This window comes from Maricaulis sp., from assembly GCF_039978735.1.
GTDB lineage: Bacteria > Pseudomonadota > Alphaproteobacteria > Caulobacterales > Maricaulaceae > Maricaulis.
The window spans coordinates 41,045-57,334 of record NZ_JBDWAS010000048.1; the positions used below are offsets into that span (position 1 = coordinate 41,045).

Here is a 16,290-nt window from a genome sequence, read left to right on the forward strand (position 1 = left end):
CGGTGAACCGGTCACCACTTCACCTGATCACGCTCTAGCGGTTGCCCAGCAGATCAAGATAGGACTGGCGCGTGAAGCGCGGTTTGATGCCCGCCTCCAGCTCGCGGATGACAAAGGTGCTGTCCGCGTCGGAGAGCCGGGCCTCCAGCGTGACATTCAGACCCTGAAGGTCAGGCAGAATCTCTGCCATCCGGACGGTTCCCGGCGGATCGTCGCCGAGGCAGGGGCGTTGCGTGTGCCGCGCGACCAGGGCGTGATCGTCCCTGTATACACCGAAAGTCAGGATCAGATTGGCGTCGGCCGGGCAGGTATAGGTGAAGCCGACGCTCGCGGACTCCGCATCGTCCTGCGGGACAGGGAAGATGATCCGCAAAGTGCCGTCCGCCGCCAGGCCGTCGACAGTCTGCGACTGGTCCACAAGCTGTGCCAGTTCTGGCGTGCTCGCCGCGGAGACCGGGAAGGCGAGGGTATTGTCCAGCATGAATACCTGATGGCCGGGAAAGTCGAACACGGCCCAGCTGTTGGCGCGGAGGACGCTGTAGATATCCGGACGCAGCCAATGGCGTCTTGCCTCTGTCCCCACAACCACCGCATCCGGCGCCAGGGTGCGCAGCGCCGTGGTGAAATGCTCGCTGTTGCGCGCCTGGTGCAGATAGTGCCGGGCATTGACGGTATACCAGCCATCCTCGAAGTTCAGTGCGCCCGAGGGGCCGATCGATGTCGACAGGTACAGGCGTCGCTGCGGTGACGGGCTCAGACCGTCGAGCATGGCGTTGATCCTGGCGGACGGCGCGCCGAACTCGGCCAGCGAATCGCGGCTCTTGGGATGCAGAGCCTGAAAGATATTGTATTCTGCCAGATGATAGCTGCCGGTGGGGAGCAATGCGATCTGCAACCCGCAAAGGGCCGTCAGCGCTAGTGTCGCAGCCCGTAACGCGGCTGGAACCGGTGCGGAGACCGCGAGCACGATCCCTGTGGCAACCGCCAGCAGCGCCGGGAAAACGGGCCATAGCAGCCGCAGGTCGTTCTGCAGGGACGTCAGGGTGCCGACGGTCGCCAGAAGACCGGCCAGAATGACCAGCCACACGCGCTGTCCCTTGACGAGGGCAGCTGCCGCAGCGGGCAGGGCAAGCAGCAGACCCGCGCCCAGCGATCCGCGCAGGTCGTGGGGCGATATGGACTGGGTGTCGAACACCAGGCGGACGAACATGTCGAGGCTGGCAAAGCCCTCATGCGGGGTCTGGTGCTGGTTCGGCGGGTAGAAAGCTGACTGGAAAATCTGGTTGTAGTACGGAAAGACCGGGTTTCCCGTCAGCAGGAAAGTGGCCAGCACGACCGGTACGAGAAGTACGGTCATGGCAATCGCGGTGGCGGCGGTAAGGATGGCTATGGATCCGATCGGGCGGCGATGTTGCATGAACAGCGTTGCCACGGCGAGCGCATACAGGAAAACGCTCATCACCCAGGCCGAATTCTTGCTGGCGGCGGCGCCTGCGAGGCACAGGCCGAAGCCGATCAGATAGGGCGCTACGGCGGCCGTTGTGCGGGACCTCAGCGCGAGAACCAGTGCAGCCACGGCACCTGTGATGAACATCGCGACGGCATTGTCGTAGTAAAAATCGCCGGAGAGCTTCAGCAGCACCGGGGTGGAGATCACGATTGCGCCTGCCGCCCAGCCGGCGATTCGAGACCGGAAAATCGTGTGTGCGATCACGGCAGCGCACGCCGCATAGAGGGCGGCCTGGACACAGTTCAGGGCCCGGGCGCCGCCTTCTCCTGCCATCAGATAGGCTGAGCCGGCGAGGTGGAGCCCGCCCAGCGGCTGCAGCCCCCAGGCGGCGCGCCAGGGGGCCTGGTGCCATTCGCCATGAACCCGCAAATGTTCGAAATAGCCCTGGTAAGCGGCCCGGGCGTCGGGACCGAGTTCGGGCAGCAGGCTCATCAATGTGAAGGTCAGGAAGCATGCGGTGCCCAAGAGCGCAAATCCGGCCGGTGCGCGTCCCACCGAGCGGCCGGCGACGGCGAGGCTGAGCCGTGCGATCTGGCGCCCGTCCCGGCCGAGCGCGGCCCAGGCCAGCGCCCCCAGTGCCAGATATCCGGCAAAATGCGTGTTCGTTGTGTTCAGGGGAATCCAGAACGCTGCCCAGAGCGCGCCGCTGACCATTGCCAGACCGGACACGGTACTGACAATCAGCAGGCCGGCGCCGGGGCGGCCCCTCACGCTGCGGGGAAACAGGCCTGTCGAGATCCGCCAGACAACGGCAAGCCCCAGCAGCGTGGATGCACCCAGCTGCACGAGCAGTCCGGCGGCTACACCAGGCCCCCAGCTGAACAGCATGAACAGGATGACGGGCATCCAGGCGATCCATTTGCGCGTCCTGTCGAGAAAAGGACGGACGATCAGCATGGTTGCGACAGTCGCAAGTGCGGGCAGGAAAAACGTCCAGATACCGCCTACGCCCGGCAGCCAGCGCGCCGAAGACTCTGCGGGCCAGACGGCAAAAACGGCGAGCGCAACGAGAACGACAACGCCGGTGAGCGCCGCCGTCGCGACGGGAATGACAGCCGCTCTAGTCATCAGTCTCGAACTGGCTGGCGGGGCGGCCGACGCCGATGCCGAGAAGCCAGGAAATCGGCTGTTTGGGTTCCTTGCCGATGTCATAGTTGAGGAAGCCGACAAGGAATATCGTCGCCAGGATAACCAGAACCTCGATCAGCGCGACGGCGCCGCCTGAGCGGGGAATGCCTGTAAGTGTGCTCTGGGTCCAAGCCGACATTGCGCCCAGCGTGCCGAAAACCGCGAACACGAGGCCCAGGAAGAGCAGCACGCTGCCGGGATTAAAGTCGCGGAGCACATACTGGTAGAAGAGCCGTTTGGCGAGCGTGACAACGTGCCGTCCGGCAAACTTGAATAGCTCCGAGCGGACATCGAGGCTGCTTTCCTCGTCGCCGTAGACCGCGTTGTGGGGAATCTCGACAACCTTGGCGCCCAGGGTGTTAATCCGGAACAAGAGGTCGGTTTCGAAGAAATACCGCTTCGAGAGTTTTTCCATTGGCAGGCATTCCGCCAGCCGGCGATCAAGGGCGATATAGCCATTCGTGGGATCAGACAACGAGTAGTACCCGGTCGAGAACCGGCTGATGAAGGTAAGAGCCAGATTTCCGGCCCGACGGGCGAAAGGCATGGTCTCGGACGCTTCCAGATAGAAAAACCGGTTGCCCTTCACATAATCCGCATGGCCGTTGACGATCGGTGCCGCGAAGTGGCCGGCAAGCGTGGCATCCATCTGTCCGTCGCCGTCGACCTTGACCAGCACATCCGCGCCGCGCGCCATCGCCTCCCGCATGCCGGTCAGCACCGCACCGCCCACGCCCTGGTTCCGGTCGTGACGCACGACCGTTACCCGCGGGTCGCTACAGGTCTGTTCGACAAAGTCGCCGCTTTTCTCGGGGCAGGCGTCATCAACCACGATGATCGTCGAGACTTCGCGTCCGACATCCCCGATAACGCCCAGAATGTGGTCGCGAACCCGATAGGCGGGAATAATCACGGCGATGCGCGGCGAGGCCGGGGTCTCCACCGAAGGGTTGCTGCGCGGACCCGGTCCTGTATCTCGATGCAGACTCACGGCGATCCCTTGGTCATTCTCATGCTGGCCAAAGGCGCTATCATGACGTGAAGGGCATTGGAAGTTGTATTGCGGACAGCCGGGCTCTGCCACGGGCCGGGGTCAGGGGGCAGCCATGAAACTCGCCGTGCTTTTTCTGTTTTCAATCCTGCTTGCGAGCGGGCAGGTGGCGTTCAAGTTTGCCGCGATCGATATCAAGGCGCGCATCGAGGCGATCGGTGGCCTCTGGGCCTATGCCTCATTGCCCCTGTTTGCCGCCCTGGTGATCTATGCCGGCGCCACTGCCCTCTGGGTCTGGATCCTGACCGACACACCGCTCTCGCGCGCTTATCCCTTCGCGCTGCTCGGCGCGATCTTCGTGCCGGCCGCCTCGGTCGTCCTGTTCGGTGAGAGCCTGAGCTGGTCCTATCCGGTCGGCCTGCTGCTAGTCTGTCTGGGTGTGTATCTGTGCGTGCGCTGAACGCCTGACCGGCGCGCAAGCGACTTGATCTGTCGCGCACAACGGGACATGACGCGCACCATGACGGACCAGGACCAGACCGGGCGCACCGCCCCCGCCTTCATCCTCCATACGCCCCAGCTGGGCGAGAATATCGGCGCCGCCGCACGCGTGATGGGGAATTTCGGCCTGCCGGAACTCGTTGTACTCGATCCGCGGGACGGCTGGCCGAACGACAAGGCGATCACGATGTCGGCGGGATCGCCGGTGCTCGACAATGCGCGCGTGGAATACCGGCTGGCCGACGCGACCCACGACTTCACGCGTCTTTATGCCACCACCGCGCGGCCGCGCGGCATGGAAAAGCCGGTCCTCACCGCCCGCCAGGCGGTTGCCGAGATGCGGGCCGCCATCGCCGCTGGCGAACGGGTCGGTGTGATGTTCGGCGGAGAGAAGTCGGGCCTGCCCAATGAGGCGGTGACCATGGCCGACGCCATCATCACCCTGCCGGTCGATCGCAGCTTCTCCTCGCTCAATCTGGCTCAGGCGATCGCCGTGATTGCCTATGAGTGGAAAGCCGAGGAAGCGCCGCCGGCGGAATTCGAGCCGGTCTCGGACATCGCCAAACGCGAAGACCTGGAGCGCATGTTCGAGCATTTCGAATACGAACTCGAGAGAGCCGGATTCTTCTATCCCCCCTCCAAGACGCCGCTGATGGTCCAGAACCTGCGCAATGCCTTTATCCGCGGCCGCTGGACCGAGCAGGAAGTGCGCACCTTCCGCGGCGCCGTGAAGGCCCTGGCCCTGGGCCGCGGCAAGGCGAGGGTGGTCCGGGAGGATTAATCCGCCGTCAGGGCGTCAAGCAGTTCGAAGGCAAAGCCGGGCGCCTCGAATTCCTTGTGATTGCCCTGAACGGCGAGGGTCAGGCCGGTGCGGCTGTCATGGATCGCCGCCGACCGGTAGCCGCCGAAATCGCCGCCATGGGAGATGCGGTAGCCGCCGTCCTCGTGGAAGCGCACATAGATGCCCAGCCCGTAGCCGCGCGTGCCGGCCTCGTCGAACGGGTTGAGACCCGCGCGCATGACGGCGCCTTCTGCTGCGAAGCGGCCCTCATCGCCCAGCGCGCGGTACAGCGTGGCAAGATCGCCCGGCGTGGTGACCCAGCCGCCGCCCGTCCATTCATGGTCGAGATTGGATTTCAGCGTGCCGCGGCGCGCCGTCGCCTGCCGTCCGAACAGGCCGCGCGTATGGCCGGCCGCGAGGTGCTCGAAAGTCCGGCCCTGCAGGGGCTCCGTGCCCGTCATGCCCAGCGGCTCGACGACCAGGCGCTGGGCCAGGTCGTAGAACGTCTCGCCGGTGGCAGCCTCGATGATCAGGCCGACCAGGATGTAGTCGGTATCGGAATAGGAAAAGTGCGCGCCCGGTTCGCCCTCGGCCGCATCGCCCGCGACAAAGCCGACCAGCTCGTCGGGGGAATAGCCGCGATTGCCGCGGGTCAGCCCGGCCAGGAAGAAGTCGAGGTCTTCCAGATAGTCCGGGACGCCGGCGGAATGGTTGAGCAGCATGCGCAGGGTGAGCGCGTCGGCATTGGCGAGATCGTCCCACCAGTCGCGGTCCGACAGCCAGGTGGAGACCGGCGCGTCGAGGTCGAGCGCGCCTGCTTCGGCAAGCTGGACCGCGACCAGGGCCGCGATGGTCTTTCCGGTGCTGCCGGACAGGAAACGCGTGTCGCTGCCCACGGGCAGGTTCTCGCGTGGGTCGGCGAGGCCGGCGTGCAGGTCGATCCGCTGGCCGTCTGCCTGCTGTATGGTGACGGACAGGCCTGGTGTCTGGCCGTCTTCGACAGCGGCGTTCATCCGGGACAGGGCGGTGGCGGCCGGGTCGGCGGCCTCTGCAGGAGCCGCGGCGAGGCAGAAAATAATCGGTATAATCAGGCGCATAGGTCTGCCTAAAACCGGGGGCGGGCGGGGTCAAGGCAAGGTCTCGTGACCTGAGCCCCGCAGCGGCTTGGCGATCCTGCCGCCAGCACCGGCAGCGCGCCCATTGACTTCCCTGTCCTGGCAGGTAAAACCCCCGCTTCCCTCGCCGGGGCCAGACCCTGGATCGTTTCACTTTAACGGGACGATGCGTGGACCGCCGTTTTGATCGCGTGCTGATGAGGGAGAGCACGCCGGGCCGCATCGAATAGAGAGAACATGTCGAAGCGTCATTCGCAGAAATACAAGATTGACCGCCGCATGGGTGAAAACCTGTGGGGCCGTCCGAAGTCTCCGGTCAATTCGCGCTCCTACGGCCCGGGCCAGCACGGCCAGCGCCGCAAGGGCAAGATGTCCGATTTCGGCCTGCAGCTGCGCGCCAAGCAGAAGCTGAAGGGCTATTACGGTTCCATCACCGAGAAGCAGTTCCGCCGCACCTATGACGAGGCTTCGCGCCGCAAGGGTAACACGACGGAAAACCTGATCGGCCTGCTGGAAAGCCGCCTGGACGCGATCGTCTACCGCGCCAAGTTCGTGCCGACCGTCTTCGCTGCGCGTCAGTTCGTGAACCACGGCCACGTCAAGGTGAACGGCGTCAAGACCAACATCCCGTCCTTCCGCTGCAAGCCGGGCGACGTGATCGAGGTTCGTGACCGTTCCCGTTCCATGGCCCTGGTGCTGGAAGCCCTGGAAAGCGCCGAGCGCGATATCCCGGACTATATCGACCTGGATCCGAAAGCCATGAAGGCCACCTTCGTGCGCATGCCGGAATTCTCCGAAGTGCCGTATCCGGTGCAGATGGAACCGAACCTGGTCATCGAATTCTACTCCTCGTAAGAGGACGAAATCCGACCTGGAAAACAGGCCGCTCCGGATCTCCGGGGCGGCCTTTTTCTTGGCGTGGAGATTGCCGTGTCAGCCGGCGTCCGGCCCGTCGCGATCCTGCCGGTCGTCCAGGCCGAGCATGTGTGCGGAAACGCCGGCCGTCAGCCCGTGCACGAGCAGCGAGATCACCACGATCACGAAGACGAGGTTGAAGAAGACCGGTGTGATCGGTCCGGGGCTGACCACCGGAAAGATAGCCAGGAAGATAGGCACCGATCCGCGCATCCCCATCCAGCCGATATAGGCCTGTTCGCGCCATGGCATGCGCGCCGGCAACAGGCAGGCGAAGACGGCCAGCGGCCGCGCGACCAGGATGAGCGCGCCTGCGAGGATCAGCCCGCCCAAGGCCACTCCGCCCAGCTCGCTTGGCGTCACCAGCAGGCCAAGCAGTACGAACAGGCAGATCTGGGCAATCCAGGACAGGCCTTCGTGAAAATGGATGGCCCGTTGCGGCGGTTTGGCACCGTGATTGGCGACGACAAGTCCGAAGAGATAGACCGCTAGGAAACCCGATCCGCCGATCAGTCCGGTCCCCGAGAAGGTCGCGAGGCCTGTCGCCAGCAGGAAGGGCGAAGCAAGACCGGCGGGCAGTCTGAGCCAGCCCAGCAGGCTGGAGGCCAGCCAGCCGCCCGCGAGACCGGTCAGCAATCCCAGGCCGAGCTGGCTGGCGAGGAGAGGCAGTGTACCCGCAAGGGCGTTCAGCGAGAGCCCGCTGCCGCTGTCGACGATTTCCACCAGGCTGATGGTGAGAAAGATCGCGACCGGGTCGTTGACGCCGGACTCCACCAGCAGGGTCTGGCGCGGCCGCTGGGGCAGCCGTATCCCGCCATGGCGCAGAGACATGAAGGTTGCGGCGGCATCCGTGGAGCTGACCACCGCGCCGAACAGCAGGCCTTCCGCCAGCGAGGCATCCAGCAGGAGGCTGTAGGCGAGCCCGACGAAGGCCGCGGTCAGCATCACGCCGGGACCGGCCAGCAGGCCTGCCGGCAGCGCTGCTGCCTTCACGTCCGTCCAGCGCGTGTCGAGCCCGCCGGACAGGAGGATCAGGGCCAGGCAGATCGAGCCGGCCGAATAGGTCAGCGCAAAGTCCTCGAACTCGATCCCGCCGGGACCGTCTTCACCCAGCGCCATGCCGATCGCCAGGAAGACAAGCAGGATCGGCGCCCGGAAGCGCGATGAAAGCGGGATGAGCATGATGCTCAGCGCGATGGTGGCGCTGATCAGAAGCAGGACGTGCAGCATAAGGGCGTCAGCAAAGCCGGAGACGGTCGGAAAGATAGGGCAAAACACACTCTAGCCGGTCGCTGGCACATTGCCGACTGCCGTTGGGAACACAGGGTGATGCAATGACAGGCAGACCTGCTACGACTGCGGGCAGTCGGCGAACATGGTTCGCTTGAGAGGGGCAAGGGGTTGATTCTCGCGACGTAACCGGTTTCATGTGATCTCCATCACGGTCGCTGGGGGATAGAGCCGACCGTATGGAATTCGTGTTGGGCAACACGGACGGGGGCAAGGGTGAAAGCAGTTTGGGGTGTTTTCGCAGGCGTGGCGGTGATGGCGTCGGCATGTTCGACGACCGGGCGTGCGGGCGATGAGGGACGTTCCGCATTCCTGCCGTCACTGCCCCCGATGCCCGCCATGCGCGCGCTTCCGCGCATCCGCTTTTCCGACATGCGCGTTCCCGGCTTCGGCCGGGCGCCGGAAGTCGATTCGTCGCTTGAGCCGGTGATGCACTGGCGTGTGATCGACAATGAAATCCTAGTTGTACACGCCGACAGTCATGGCTGTACCGCGCGCTCGGATTTCACGGTCGATGTCGGCAGCTATGAGGGCGATGTTTACGCCGTCAGCCTGTCCCGCAACGCGCCGGATAGCTGCAGCCGCGAAATGCCCTGGGGCGTACAGCTGGCGTTCGCGCTCGATGAGCTGGGCGTGCCCGCCCAGGGCGAGGTCGTCGTGCTCAATCCGCTGGAAAGCGCCTCGCCAGCACCCGGCCGCCGCGTGGTCGCGGCGCGCTGACGCAAGCCGGGTGGCGCTCTGAAGCGGCTCAGGCCGGCTCGATCAGGCCCTTGTCGCGCAGATAGGTCTGCAGCTCGCCGGTCTCGAACATTTCCTTGACGATGTCGCAACCGCCCACGAACTCGCCCTTGATGTAGAGTTGGGGAATGGTCGGCCAGTTCGAGAACTCCTTGATACCCTGGCGGATACCGTCGTCCTCGAGCACGTTGACGCTCTCGAAATCGACCTGGAGATGATCCAGCACACGCGCCACCACGGAGGAAAAGCCGCATTGCGGAAACACCGGTGTGCCCTTCATGAACAGGACGACGTCATTATTCTCGACGGTGGACTTGATGGCGTCGTGGGCGGTGGTCATGGCGGGACTCCCTGTTGGATCTGTCCGTTCAGCTAGGAAGCGGAGGCTCGGGCTTCAAGGGCCGCCAGCCGGGCATTCTCGGCCAGATTGGCGTGGCGTGTTGTCAGGCACACTAGCGCATCTGCCGGTCCGTTTTCGAGCGCCCATTTCAGGCCCAGCTGCGGCGTATTGACCGGCACGGCCGGTGCCGTACCCAGAAGGCTGCGCCTGGTCTGCCGGGCCCAGTACCAAAGATCGCTGCGCGAGCGCGGCAGGCGGCGGCGTGTGGTGCCGGCCATCACCTCGATACCCAGCACACGCAGTCCGGCCGCGCGGGCCCGTTCCAGCCGGGCCGTCTCTGTGTCGGAAAGCCCGGGATTGACCGGTGCCATGATCGCCTGGAACGCCCCGGTATCGATGGCGGCATCGAGCTCGCCGCCGCGGCCGCAAACGCCGAGATAGCGCACCATGCCGCGCTCGCGGAAGGCCTGGAGATGGCGGATCAGCTTGTCGCTCATCTCGGCCGCGGCAGGACCGTGCAGCAGCAGGAGGTCGACATGGTTCATCGCCAGCCGGTCCAGCGAGGCGCGCAGGGACATTTCCACGGCGCCGGCGGAGAAATCACGGCGTCCACCCGGGCCGATGCCGGCCTTGGTGGCCACGAAGACCTTGTCGCGCGGCACGGTCTGGAGTGCGCGCCCCAGCCGGCGTTCCGCCTCGCCCTTGCCATAGGACGGGCCGGTGTCGAACAGGGTGATCCCCAGGCCGACGGCCCGGCGCACCAGCTCTTCCGTGGCGTGACGCGGCATGGCCCAGCCGGCGTGCGGGCCGGATACGCCAAAGCCGAGACGGGAGAAGGCCGGGTCGTCGATCACGCCGGCTCAGCCTGCCGGCACGCGGGTTTCCAGGGCGAGGGCGTGCAGCTCCCCGCCCATCTTGTCGCCGAGCGCGGCATAGACCATCTGGTGCTGGGCGACGCGCAGCTTGCCGCGGAAGCTTTCCGACGTGACCACCGCCTTCCAGTGATCATTATCGCCGGCCAGGTCTTCCATTTCGACATCGGCATCGGGAATACCGGCCTTGATCAGGGCGATGATATCCTCGGCAGGCATGGGCATGGCGGCTCTCCGGGCGGTGACGGATGTGTGATCCGGCGTGTTGCGTTGTGCCTTTTACCGGACCGGTGTCGGGCGCATATCGGGGGCCAAGCTAGTCGCCACGACCGCAAGGGAAAAGACCATGAGCCTGTTGTTGACTGCCAAAACCTGCCTTCGCCTGTCGCTGGGCGCTGCCAATCTCGCGCTGGCGGTCTTCCTGCTGGCCGGCGCGGCCTTTGCCGGCGAGCAATATGTCGACCGGGACGGAAGGGCCGTCAGCGGTTTCGACGTGGTTTCCTATTACACCGCCGAGACCCCGCAGATGGGACTGGCGGATATCAGTGCCGAGTATAACGGGGCCGTCTGGCATTTCGCCAGCGAGGCCAATCGCGAGGCCTTCCTGGCCAATCCGCAGCGCTACATCCCCGCCTATGACGGGCATTGCGCCTGGGCGGCCTCGCGCGGCTACAAGGCGCGTACCGATCCGCAGGCCTACCGGATTGTCGATGGCGTGCTCTACATGAATTACGATGCCGGCATCCAGCGCCGCTGGGAGCGCGACATCGACGGTTTCATCACGCAGGCCGATGCCAACTGGCCGGAGCTGGAAGCGGAACCCGCAGCCAGCCCGCCGCGCGGCTGGTTCCAGTAAACCGCAGATACTGACCGAAAATTCAGTGTGTTCCCGGCGTGTGCCGTGGCAAGCTCCCCCGGATTGGTCAATCCGGGGGAGTTTTCATGCGGTCCATCCTGTTCAGCGCTGCCGTTTCTTTTGCCGTCCTTACGCAGGCGGGGTGCGCCCAGGAGGCGCCGGCGCTCGATCGCGAGCAATTGCTGGAAGATCTGCGCATCCTGGCCGCCGACGACATGGAAGGCCGCGAAGTGGCAACCGAGGGCAATGCCCTGGCGCGCGCCTACATCATCGAGCGTCTGGAGGGCATCGGCGTTGCTCCCGTGGACGGCAGCTATGAGCACAGCTTCACCTTCTCCCTGCCGCGCACCCCGGACGAAGACATTACCGGTGTGAACATCCTGGCGCAGATCGAGGGCACGTCGGACAGCGCGCGCACGCTGGTCGTTACGGCGCACTATGACCATGAGGGCATGCGCGACGGGCAGATCTGGAACGGCGCCGACGACAATGCCTCCGGCGTGGCCTCGGTGCTCGCGATTGCCGCGGACTTTGTCGCCAACCCGCCCGAGCATGACGTGATCTTCGCCTTTGTCGACGCCGAGGAGCGGGGCCTGCAGGGCGCGCGCGCCTTTGTCGCCAATCCGCCCATCCCGGTGGAGAACATCACCTTCAATCTCAACATGGACATGGTCGCCATGTCGCAGGACCGCATCCTGTGGGCCGTCGGCACCTATCACTACCCCTTCCTCGTCCCGATGGTCGAAGAAGTCGCGGCGCGGGCCGATGTCTCGATGCCGATGGGCTATGACGAGCCGACCGAGGAGCCGGGCGGTGACTGGACGCTGCTGACGGATTCGGGGGCGTTCCACGTCGCCGGCATTCCCTTCATCTATCTCGGCGTCGACTTCCACCCGCACTACCACCAGCCGACCGACACCTATGAGAACATGACGCTGGACTTCTTCCAGGACGCCTCCGCCGCCATCCTCGACTTCGCCCGGGAGGCGGATGAGAGGCTGGACGAAATCGGCGAAGCCGCGGGGCGGTAGGCTCTTTTTCCGCTTCTCCCCTTGTAGGGAGAGTAGGCGCCACCCCCTAAACACCATTCCGCTTTTCCCGGCTGAAAGCCCGGCGAAGGCCGGGCGGAGTGCCGGGACCAACGAGAAGCTCATCGCTTGAAATGACCCTCGGTAGATCCCGGATCTGCAGCCTGCCTGCGCAGGCCTCCGTCCGGGAAAAACGAGCGCTGAAGCCGCAACCATCACCGTCACCCTGACACCCGCTTTCGCGGGCGCAGGCTTCAGTCAGGGCCCAGTTCATAGAGCTGGGTGGTCGCGAATACACCCTTATCTCCCATGACGGCTTGGCACGAGCTGAGCCCGCCCAGCCCAGGTCTGCCTTTACGGTCTGGGTCCTGACTTTCGTCAGGATGACGGCGGGAGAGGGGGAACAGCGTGGCCGAGGCGCACCAACCTTCTTCTCCCCCTCTGGGGAGAAGGTGCCGCGCAGCGGCGGATGAGGGGCGCGCGGCAGAGCCGCGCATGAGACAAGCCTTTAGCGGGCCGCTGTCGCGGCCGCCCCTCACCTTTGATTCCTCTCCCCGGCGGGGGAGAGGGGAAAATGAGAGAGACCCGCTATTCCGCCGCTTCGACGAGCTGGTCCATCAGGCCGGGCATCCAGCCTTCCCAGGCCGCACGCAGGCGGTCGAGTTCGAGCGGGTGGGCGCCGTTGACGCTGATCGCAGTGCCGCCGGCGAGGCCGACCACCTGGACCGGAATCTCGTCCGCCTTGGCATCCTGCAGGATGGCGATGGCGTCCTCCTTCCGGGCGGCGATCAGATAGCGCGACTGGTCCTCACCGAAGAGGAAGCCGTGCATCGGCGGGTTGGCCCCCTCATGGGCCAGCTTGATGCCGCAATCCGAGGCCAGGGCCATATCGGCCGCGGCACAGGCGAGGCCGCCGTCGGAAACATCGTGACAGGCCGTCAGGCGGCCGGTGCGGATCTGGCCGCGCACGAAATCGCCATTGGCCTTCTCCGCGTCCAGATCGACATGTGGTGCGTCGCCGTCTTCGCGGTCCTCGATGACCTTGAGATAGACCGAAGCGCCCATCACACCCTGGGTCTCGCCGACCACGAGCAGGATATCGCCATCCTTCATGCCGCCGAAACCGGCCCGCTTGTCGATATCCGGGATCAGGCCGACACCGCCGATCGCCGGGGTCGGCGGAATGGCAGCTCCATTGGTCTCGTTGTAGAGGCTGACATTGCCCGACACGACCGGGAAGCCGAGCGTGGCGCAGGCCATCGCCATGCCGTCGATACAGCCGACGAACTGGCCCATGATCTCCTCGCGCTCGGGATTGCCGAAATTCAGGCAGTCGGTGATCGCGATCGGGTCGGCGCCGGTGGCGGTCAGATTGCGCCAGGCTTCGGCCACGGCCTGCTTGCCGCCCTCGAACGGGTGGGCGTAGCAATAGCGCGGCGTGCAGTCGGTGGTGATGGCCAGCGCTTTGCTGGTGCCGTGCACGCGGACGATGGCCGCGTCGGACGGATCCTCGGAGGAGGCCGCCGTATCCGCCATCACGTGGCGGTCATACTGTTTCCAGATCCAGGATTTGGAGGCCATGTCCGGCGAGGACATCAGCTTCAGCAGCACCTCGCCCATATGATCGGGCTGGGCGATGTCCTTGGCGTGGATCTGGGCGCGCACTTCCGGTGCGAAATAGGGGCGCTCGTACTTCGGCGCATCGTCGGCCAGCGGCGCCACCGGGATGTCGCACACGGTCTCGCCCTTGTGGGTCAGCACCATGCGGCCGGTATCGGTCGTCTCGCCGATCACGGCGACATCGAGTTCCCATTTGCGGAAGATCTCGTGGGCAACGTCCTCGCGGCCCGGCTTCATGATGACCAGCATGCGTTCCTGGCTTTCCGAGAGCATCATCTCGTAGGCCGTCATGTTGGCTTCGCGCTGGGGCACCTTGTCCATGTCCAGATGGATGCCGATCCCGCCCTTGTCGGCCATCTCGACCGAGGAGGAGGTGAGGCCGGCAGCGCCCATATCCTGGATGGCGGCGATGGCATCGGTCGCCATCAGTTCGAGGCAGGCCTCGATCAGCTTTTTCTCGACGAAGGGATCGCCGACCTGGACGGTGGGACGCTTCTCTTCGGAAGCATCGTCGAACTCGGCCGAGGCCATGGTGGCACCGTGGATGCCGTCGCGGCCGGTCTTGGAGCCGACATAGACGATCGGCTGGCCCGGCTCGGCGCCGCGGGCGTAGAAGATCTTGTCCGCATCGGCCAGGCCCACCGCCATCGCGTTGACCAGGATATTGCCGTTATAGCCGGCGTGGAAATTCGTCTCGCCGCCGACGGTCGGCACGCCGACGCAATTGCCGTAGCCGCCGATGCCGGCGACCACGCCGGAAACCAGCTGGCGCGTCTTGGGATGGTCCGGCGCGCCAAAGCGCAGCGCATTCATCAGTGCCACCGGGCGTGCGCCCATGGTGAAGACGTCGCGCAGGATGCCGCCCACACCCGTCGCCGCACCCTGATAGGGCTCGATGAAGGAGGGGTGGTTGTGGCTTTCCATCTTGAAGATGGCGGCCTGGCCGTCGCCGATATCGATCACGCCGGCATTCTCGCCCGGGCCCTGGATCACCTTCTCGCCATCCGTCGGCAGCCGGCCCAGATGGGCGCGCGAGGACTTGTAGGAACAGTGTTCCGACCACATGACCGAGAAAATGCCCAGTTCCACGAGGTTGGGCGCCCGGCCCAGACGGTCGAGGATGATGGCGTATTCTTCGTCATTGATGCCGTGCTCGGCGACGATCTCGGCGGTGATGCCTTCGGCGTATTGGGTCATGGGTGCGTCTCGGTTCGTCTAGGCTTTGTCGGCGGAGAGGAAGTCGTCATGCTTGCGATGATCGTCCTCGACGGCCGGAATAATGGCCTCGACATCGAAATAGGGGGCAGAGAACAGCGCGGTATCGCGCAGGCAGTCGATGAAGCGGCGATAGGCCGCCAGGTCAGGCGTTTCCACCATCAGCACGTCGCTGCAATTCGCATTGAAGGCCTCGGCGTCGAAGAAGCGGCAATTGACCGTTTCAAAGCGCGCGATGATCGGTGCGATGGTTTTCTCGATAAAGGACGAGCGGGCTTCCCGGGACTTGCTCAGCCATTCCGGGCGGGCGGTCAGCAACAGGAAGACGGCATATTGCTCGGCCATCGGATCACGCGCTCCCCAGGAGGCTCTCGAACAGTTTCAGCCCGTCCGTGCCGCCGTGCTTTTCGTCCACGGCGCGTTCCGGGTGGGGCATCATGCCCATGACATTACCCTGCTCGTTGGTGATGCCGGCGATGTCGCGCTTGGAGCCGTTCGGGTTCCTGCCGTAGCGGAAGATCACCTGGCCCTCGCCCTCGATCCGGTCGAGGGTCTCGTCGTCGGCGAAGTAATTGCCGTCATGGTGCGCGATCGGCACGATCAGTTCGGCACCGCCCTCATAGTGCGAGGTGAAGCGGGTATTGGCGTTCTCCACCTTCAGCTTCGCCTTCTCGCAGACGAATTTCAGGCCGGCATTGCGCATCAGCGCGCCGGGCAGGAGACCGCTTTCGGTGAGGATCTGGAAGCCGTTGCACACGCCAAGGACCGGCGCACCGGTAGCCGCGTGGGCCACAATGGCCGGCATGATCGCCGAGCGCGAGGCCATGGCGCCACAGCGCAGATAGTCGCCATAGGAGAACCCGCCCGGCACCATCACGAAATCGGTGCCCTCGGGCAGTTCGCTTTCCTGGTGCCAGACCATGGCGGGGGCGTGGCCCGTGACTTTCGCGATCGCATCATGGGCGTCGCGGTCGCAATTGGAGCCGGGGAAGACGATGACGGCGGATTTCATCTCGGCCGGACCCCGCTATTCCAGCTCGATCGAGTAACTCTCGATCACCGGGTTGGAGAGGAGTTTGGCGCACATTTCCTCGACCCGGGTGCGGGCCTTTTCGGCATCGTCGCCGGTCAGGTCCAGCTCGATCAGCTTGCCCTGGCGGGCCTCGACGACTTCGTCATAGCCCATATTGTGCAGCGCGCCGGCGACGGCGGCTCCCTGGGGATCAAGGACGCCGGGTTTCAGATAGACGTGGATTTTCGCTTTCACGGGCTCGACTCGCTTTTCAAGGCCTGAAATTCGCGCCCTCAATAAAGCGACATGGCCTTGGGCGCAATTGACAAGGGGGTCGAGTTTCAGTGGACGAATGGTCTCCCGGTTCAGGCTCACAGT

Annotated in this window: 17 protein-coding genes; 6 read left to right on the forward strand and 11 right to left on the reverse strand. The window is 64.9% G+C overall.

The annotated features are described in order from the left end of the window. Positions 1-34 precede the first annotated feature (34 nt). Together ABJO18_RS14710 and ABJO18_RS14715 are read right to left on the reverse strand one after the other, a co-directional pair. Positions 35-2,578, reverse strand: a complete 2,544-nt coding sequence (locus ABJO18_RS14710) for a hypothetical protein (RefSeq protein WP_348506661.1) — start codon at positions 2,576-2,578, stop codon at positions 35-37. Then, positions 2,571-3,581, reverse strand: a complete 1,011-nt coding sequence (locus ABJO18_RS14715; RefSeq protein WP_348506663.1) for a glycosyltransferase family 2 protein — start codon at positions 3,579-3,581, stop codon at positions 2,571-2,573. Before ABJO18_RS14715 ends, ABJO18_RS14710 begins: the two co-directional genes overlap by 8 nt. Positions 3,582-3,744: 163 nt before the next feature. On the opposite strand from ABJO18_RS14715, the gene ABJO18_RS14720 reads away from it, so the two are divergent. After that, positions 3,745-4,089 (forward strand): EamA family transporter, encoded by a 345-nt coding sequence (locus ABJO18_RS14720; protein ID WP_348506665.1) that lies wholly within the window; start codon positions 3,745-3,747, stop codon positions 4,087-4,089. A gap of 48 nt (positions 4,090-4,137) precedes the next feature. After that, the gene (locus ABJO18_RS14725) at positions 4,138-4,911 is read left to right on the forward strand and encodes an RNA methyltransferase (protein WP_348506666.1); all 774 of its coding nucleotides are present in this window, start codon (positions 4,138-4,140) and stop codon (positions 4,909-4,911) included. Here ABJO18_RS14725 and ABJO18_RS14730 read toward each other — a convergent pair. Further along, on the reverse strand, positions 4,908-6,008 hold the full coding sequence (locus ABJO18_RS14730; protein ID WP_348506668.1) for a serine hydrolase domain-containing protein: 1,101 nt from the start codon (positions 6,006-6,008) through the stop codon (positions 4,908-4,910). The two genes, ABJO18_RS14725 and ABJO18_RS14730, sit on opposite strands and share 4 nt — an antisense overlap. A 255-nt stretch (positions 6,009-6,263) precedes the next feature. On the opposite strand from ABJO18_RS14730, the gene rpsD reads away from it, so the two are divergent. Next, positions 6,264-6,881 (forward strand): 30S ribosomal protein S4, encoded by a 618-nt coding sequence (gene rpsD, locus ABJO18_RS14735; protein ID WP_348506670.1) that lies wholly within the window; start codon positions 6,264-6,266, stop codon positions 6,879-6,881. Positions 6,882-6,959: 78 nt separating this feature from the next. Here rpsD and ABJO18_RS14740 read toward each other — a convergent pair whose 3' ends face one another. Beyond that, positions 6,960-8,171: a potassium/proton antiporter gene (locus ABJO18_RS14740; protein WP_348506672.1), complete on the reverse strand. Its 1,212-nt coding sequence runs from the start codon at positions 8,169-8,171 to the stop codon at positions 6,960-6,962. A gap of 399 nt (positions 8,172-8,570) precedes the next feature. Between ABJO18_RS14740 and ABJO18_RS14745 the strand changes: the two genes are divergently transcribed. Beyond that, on the forward strand, positions 8,571-8,951 hold the full coding sequence (locus ABJO18_RS14745; protein ID WP_348506674.1) for a hypothetical protein: 381 nt from the start codon (positions 8,571-8,573) through the stop codon (positions 8,949-8,951). 28 nt (positions 8,952-8,979) lie between these two features. Here ABJO18_RS14745 and grxD read toward each other — a convergent pair whose 3' ends face one another. Genes grxD through ABJO18_RS14760 form a run of 3 tightly spaced genes read right to left on the reverse strand, consistent with a single transcriptional unit; the run spans position 8,980 to position 10,406 of the window. Beyond that, positions 8,980-9,309, reverse strand: a complete 330-nt coding sequence (grxD, locus tag ABJO18_RS14750) for a Grx4 family monothiol glutaredoxin (protein ID WP_348506676.1) — start codon at positions 9,307-9,309, stop codon at positions 8,980-8,982. Positions 9,310-9,341: 32 nt separating this feature from the next. Next, positions 9,342-10,163 carry an aldo/keto reductase gene (locus ABJO18_RS14755; RefSeq protein ID WP_348506677.1) on the reverse strand — a complete coding sequence of 274 codons (822 nt, stop codon included), beginning with the start codon at positions 10,161-10,163 and terminating at the stop codon, positions 9,342-9,344. 6 nt (positions 10,164-10,169) lie between these two features. Beyond that, positions 10,170-10,406: a BolA family transcriptional regulator gene (locus ABJO18_RS14760; protein ID WP_348506679.1), complete on the reverse strand. Its 237-nt coding sequence runs from the start codon at positions 10,404-10,406 to the stop codon at positions 10,170-10,172. 121 nt (positions 10,407-10,527) lie between these two features. On the opposite strand from ABJO18_RS14760, the gene ABJO18_RS14765 reads away from it, so the two are divergent. After that, entirely contained in the window at positions 10,528-11,037 is a 510-nt protein-coding gene (locus ABJO18_RS14765) for a YHS domain-containing (seleno)protein (RefSeq protein ID WP_348515985.1), read from the forward strand. An 86-nt stretch (positions 11,038-11,123) separates the two neighbouring features. After that, entirely contained in the window at positions 11,124-12,068 is a 945-nt protein-coding gene (locus ABJO18_RS14770) for a M20/M25/M40 family metallo-hydrolase (RefSeq protein ID WP_348506683.1), read from the forward strand. Positions 12,069-12,653: 585 nt separating this feature from the next. Here the strand turns inward: ABJO18_RS14770 and purL are convergent. The 4 genes from purL to purS are packed head-to-tail and all read right to left on the reverse strand — an operon-like array spanning position 12,654 to position 16,167. Continuing rightward, on the reverse strand, positions 12,654-14,882 hold the full coding sequence (purL, locus tag ABJO18_RS14775) for a phosphoribosylformylglycinamidine synthase subunit PurL (RefSeq protein ID WP_271185948.1): 2,229 nt from the start codon (positions 14,880-14,882) through the stop codon (positions 12,654-12,656). An 18-nt stretch (positions 14,883-14,900) separates the two neighbouring features. Continuing rightward, entirely contained in the window at positions 14,901-15,245 is a 345-nt protein-coding gene (locus ABJO18_RS14780; RefSeq protein ID WP_348509193.1) for a darcynin family protein, read from the reverse strand. A gap of 4 nt (positions 15,246-15,249) precedes the next feature. Further along, on the reverse strand, positions 15,250-15,912 hold the full coding sequence (gene purQ, locus ABJO18_RS14785) for a phosphoribosylformylglycinamidine synthase subunit PurQ (RefSeq protein ID WP_271185950.1): 663 nt from the start codon (positions 15,910-15,912) through the stop codon (positions 15,250-15,252). A 15-nt stretch (positions 15,913-15,927) separates the two neighbouring features. Next, on the reverse strand, positions 15,928-16,167 hold the full coding sequence (gene purS, locus ABJO18_RS14790; protein WP_271185951.1) for a phosphoribosylformylglycinamidine synthase subunit PurS: 240 nt from the start codon (positions 16,165-16,167) through the stop codon (positions 15,928-15,930). Between the last annotated feature and the right edge of the window lie 123 nt (positions 16,168-16,290).

Excerpts from the sequence above, each read along its gene's own strand:
- ABJO18_RS14710 (WP_348506661.1), bottom strand. The coding sequence starts at position 2,578 with ATGACTAGAGCGGCTGTCATTCCCGTCGCGACGGCGGCGCTCACCGGC.
- ABJO18_RS14720 (WP_348506665.1), top strand. The coding sequence starts at position 3,745 with ATGAAACTCGCCGTGCTTTTTCTGTTTTCAATCCTGCTTGCGAGCGGG.
- ABJO18_RS14725 (WP_348506666.1), top strand. The coding sequence starts at position 4,138 with ATGACGCGCACCATGACGGACCAGGACCAGACCGGGCGCACCGCCCCC.
- ABJO18_RS14730 (WP_348506668.1), bottom strand. The coding sequence starts at position 6,008 with ATGCGCCTGATTATACCGATTATTTTCTGCCTCGCCGCGGCTCCTGCA.
- rpsD (WP_348506670.1), top strand. The coding sequence starts at position 6,264 with ATGTCGAAGCGTCATTCGCAGAAATACAAGATTGACCGCCGCATGGGT.
- ABJO18_RS14740 (WP_348506672.1), bottom strand. The coding sequence starts at position 8,171 with ATGCTGCACGTCCTGCTTCTGATCAGCGCCACCATCGCGCTGAGCATC.
- ABJO18_RS14745 (WP_348506674.1), top strand. The coding sequence starts at position 8,571 with ATGCGCGCGCTTCCGCGCATCCGCTTTTCCGACATGCGCGTTCCCGGC.
- grxD (WP_348506676.1), bottom strand. The coding sequence starts at position 9,309 with ATGACCACCGCCCACGACGCCATCAAGTCCACCGTCGAGAATAATGAC.
- ABJO18_RS14760 (WP_348506679.1), bottom strand. The coding sequence starts at position 10,406 with ATGCCCATGCCTGCCGAGGATATCATCGCCCTGATCAAGGCCGGTATT.
- ABJO18_RS14765 (WP_348515985.1), top strand. The coding sequence starts at position 10,528 with ATGAGCCTGTTGTTGACTGCCAAAACCTGCCTTCGCCTGTCGCTGGGC.
- ABJO18_RS14770 (WP_348506683.1), top strand. The coding sequence starts at position 11,124 with ATGCGGTCCATCCTGTTCAGCGCTGCCGTTTCTTTTGCCGTCCTTACG.
- purL (WP_271185948.1), bottom strand. The coding sequence starts at position 14,882 with ATGACCCAATACGCCGAAGGCATCACCGCCGAGATCGTCGCCGAGCAC.
- ABJO18_RS14780 (WP_348509193.1), bottom strand. The coding sequence starts at position 15,245 with ATGGCCGAGCAATATGCCGTCTTCCTGTTGCTGACCGCCCGCCCGGAA.
- purQ (WP_271185950.1), bottom strand. The coding sequence starts at position 15,912 with ATGAAATCCGCCGTCATCGTCTTCCCCGGCTCCAATTGCGACCGCGAC.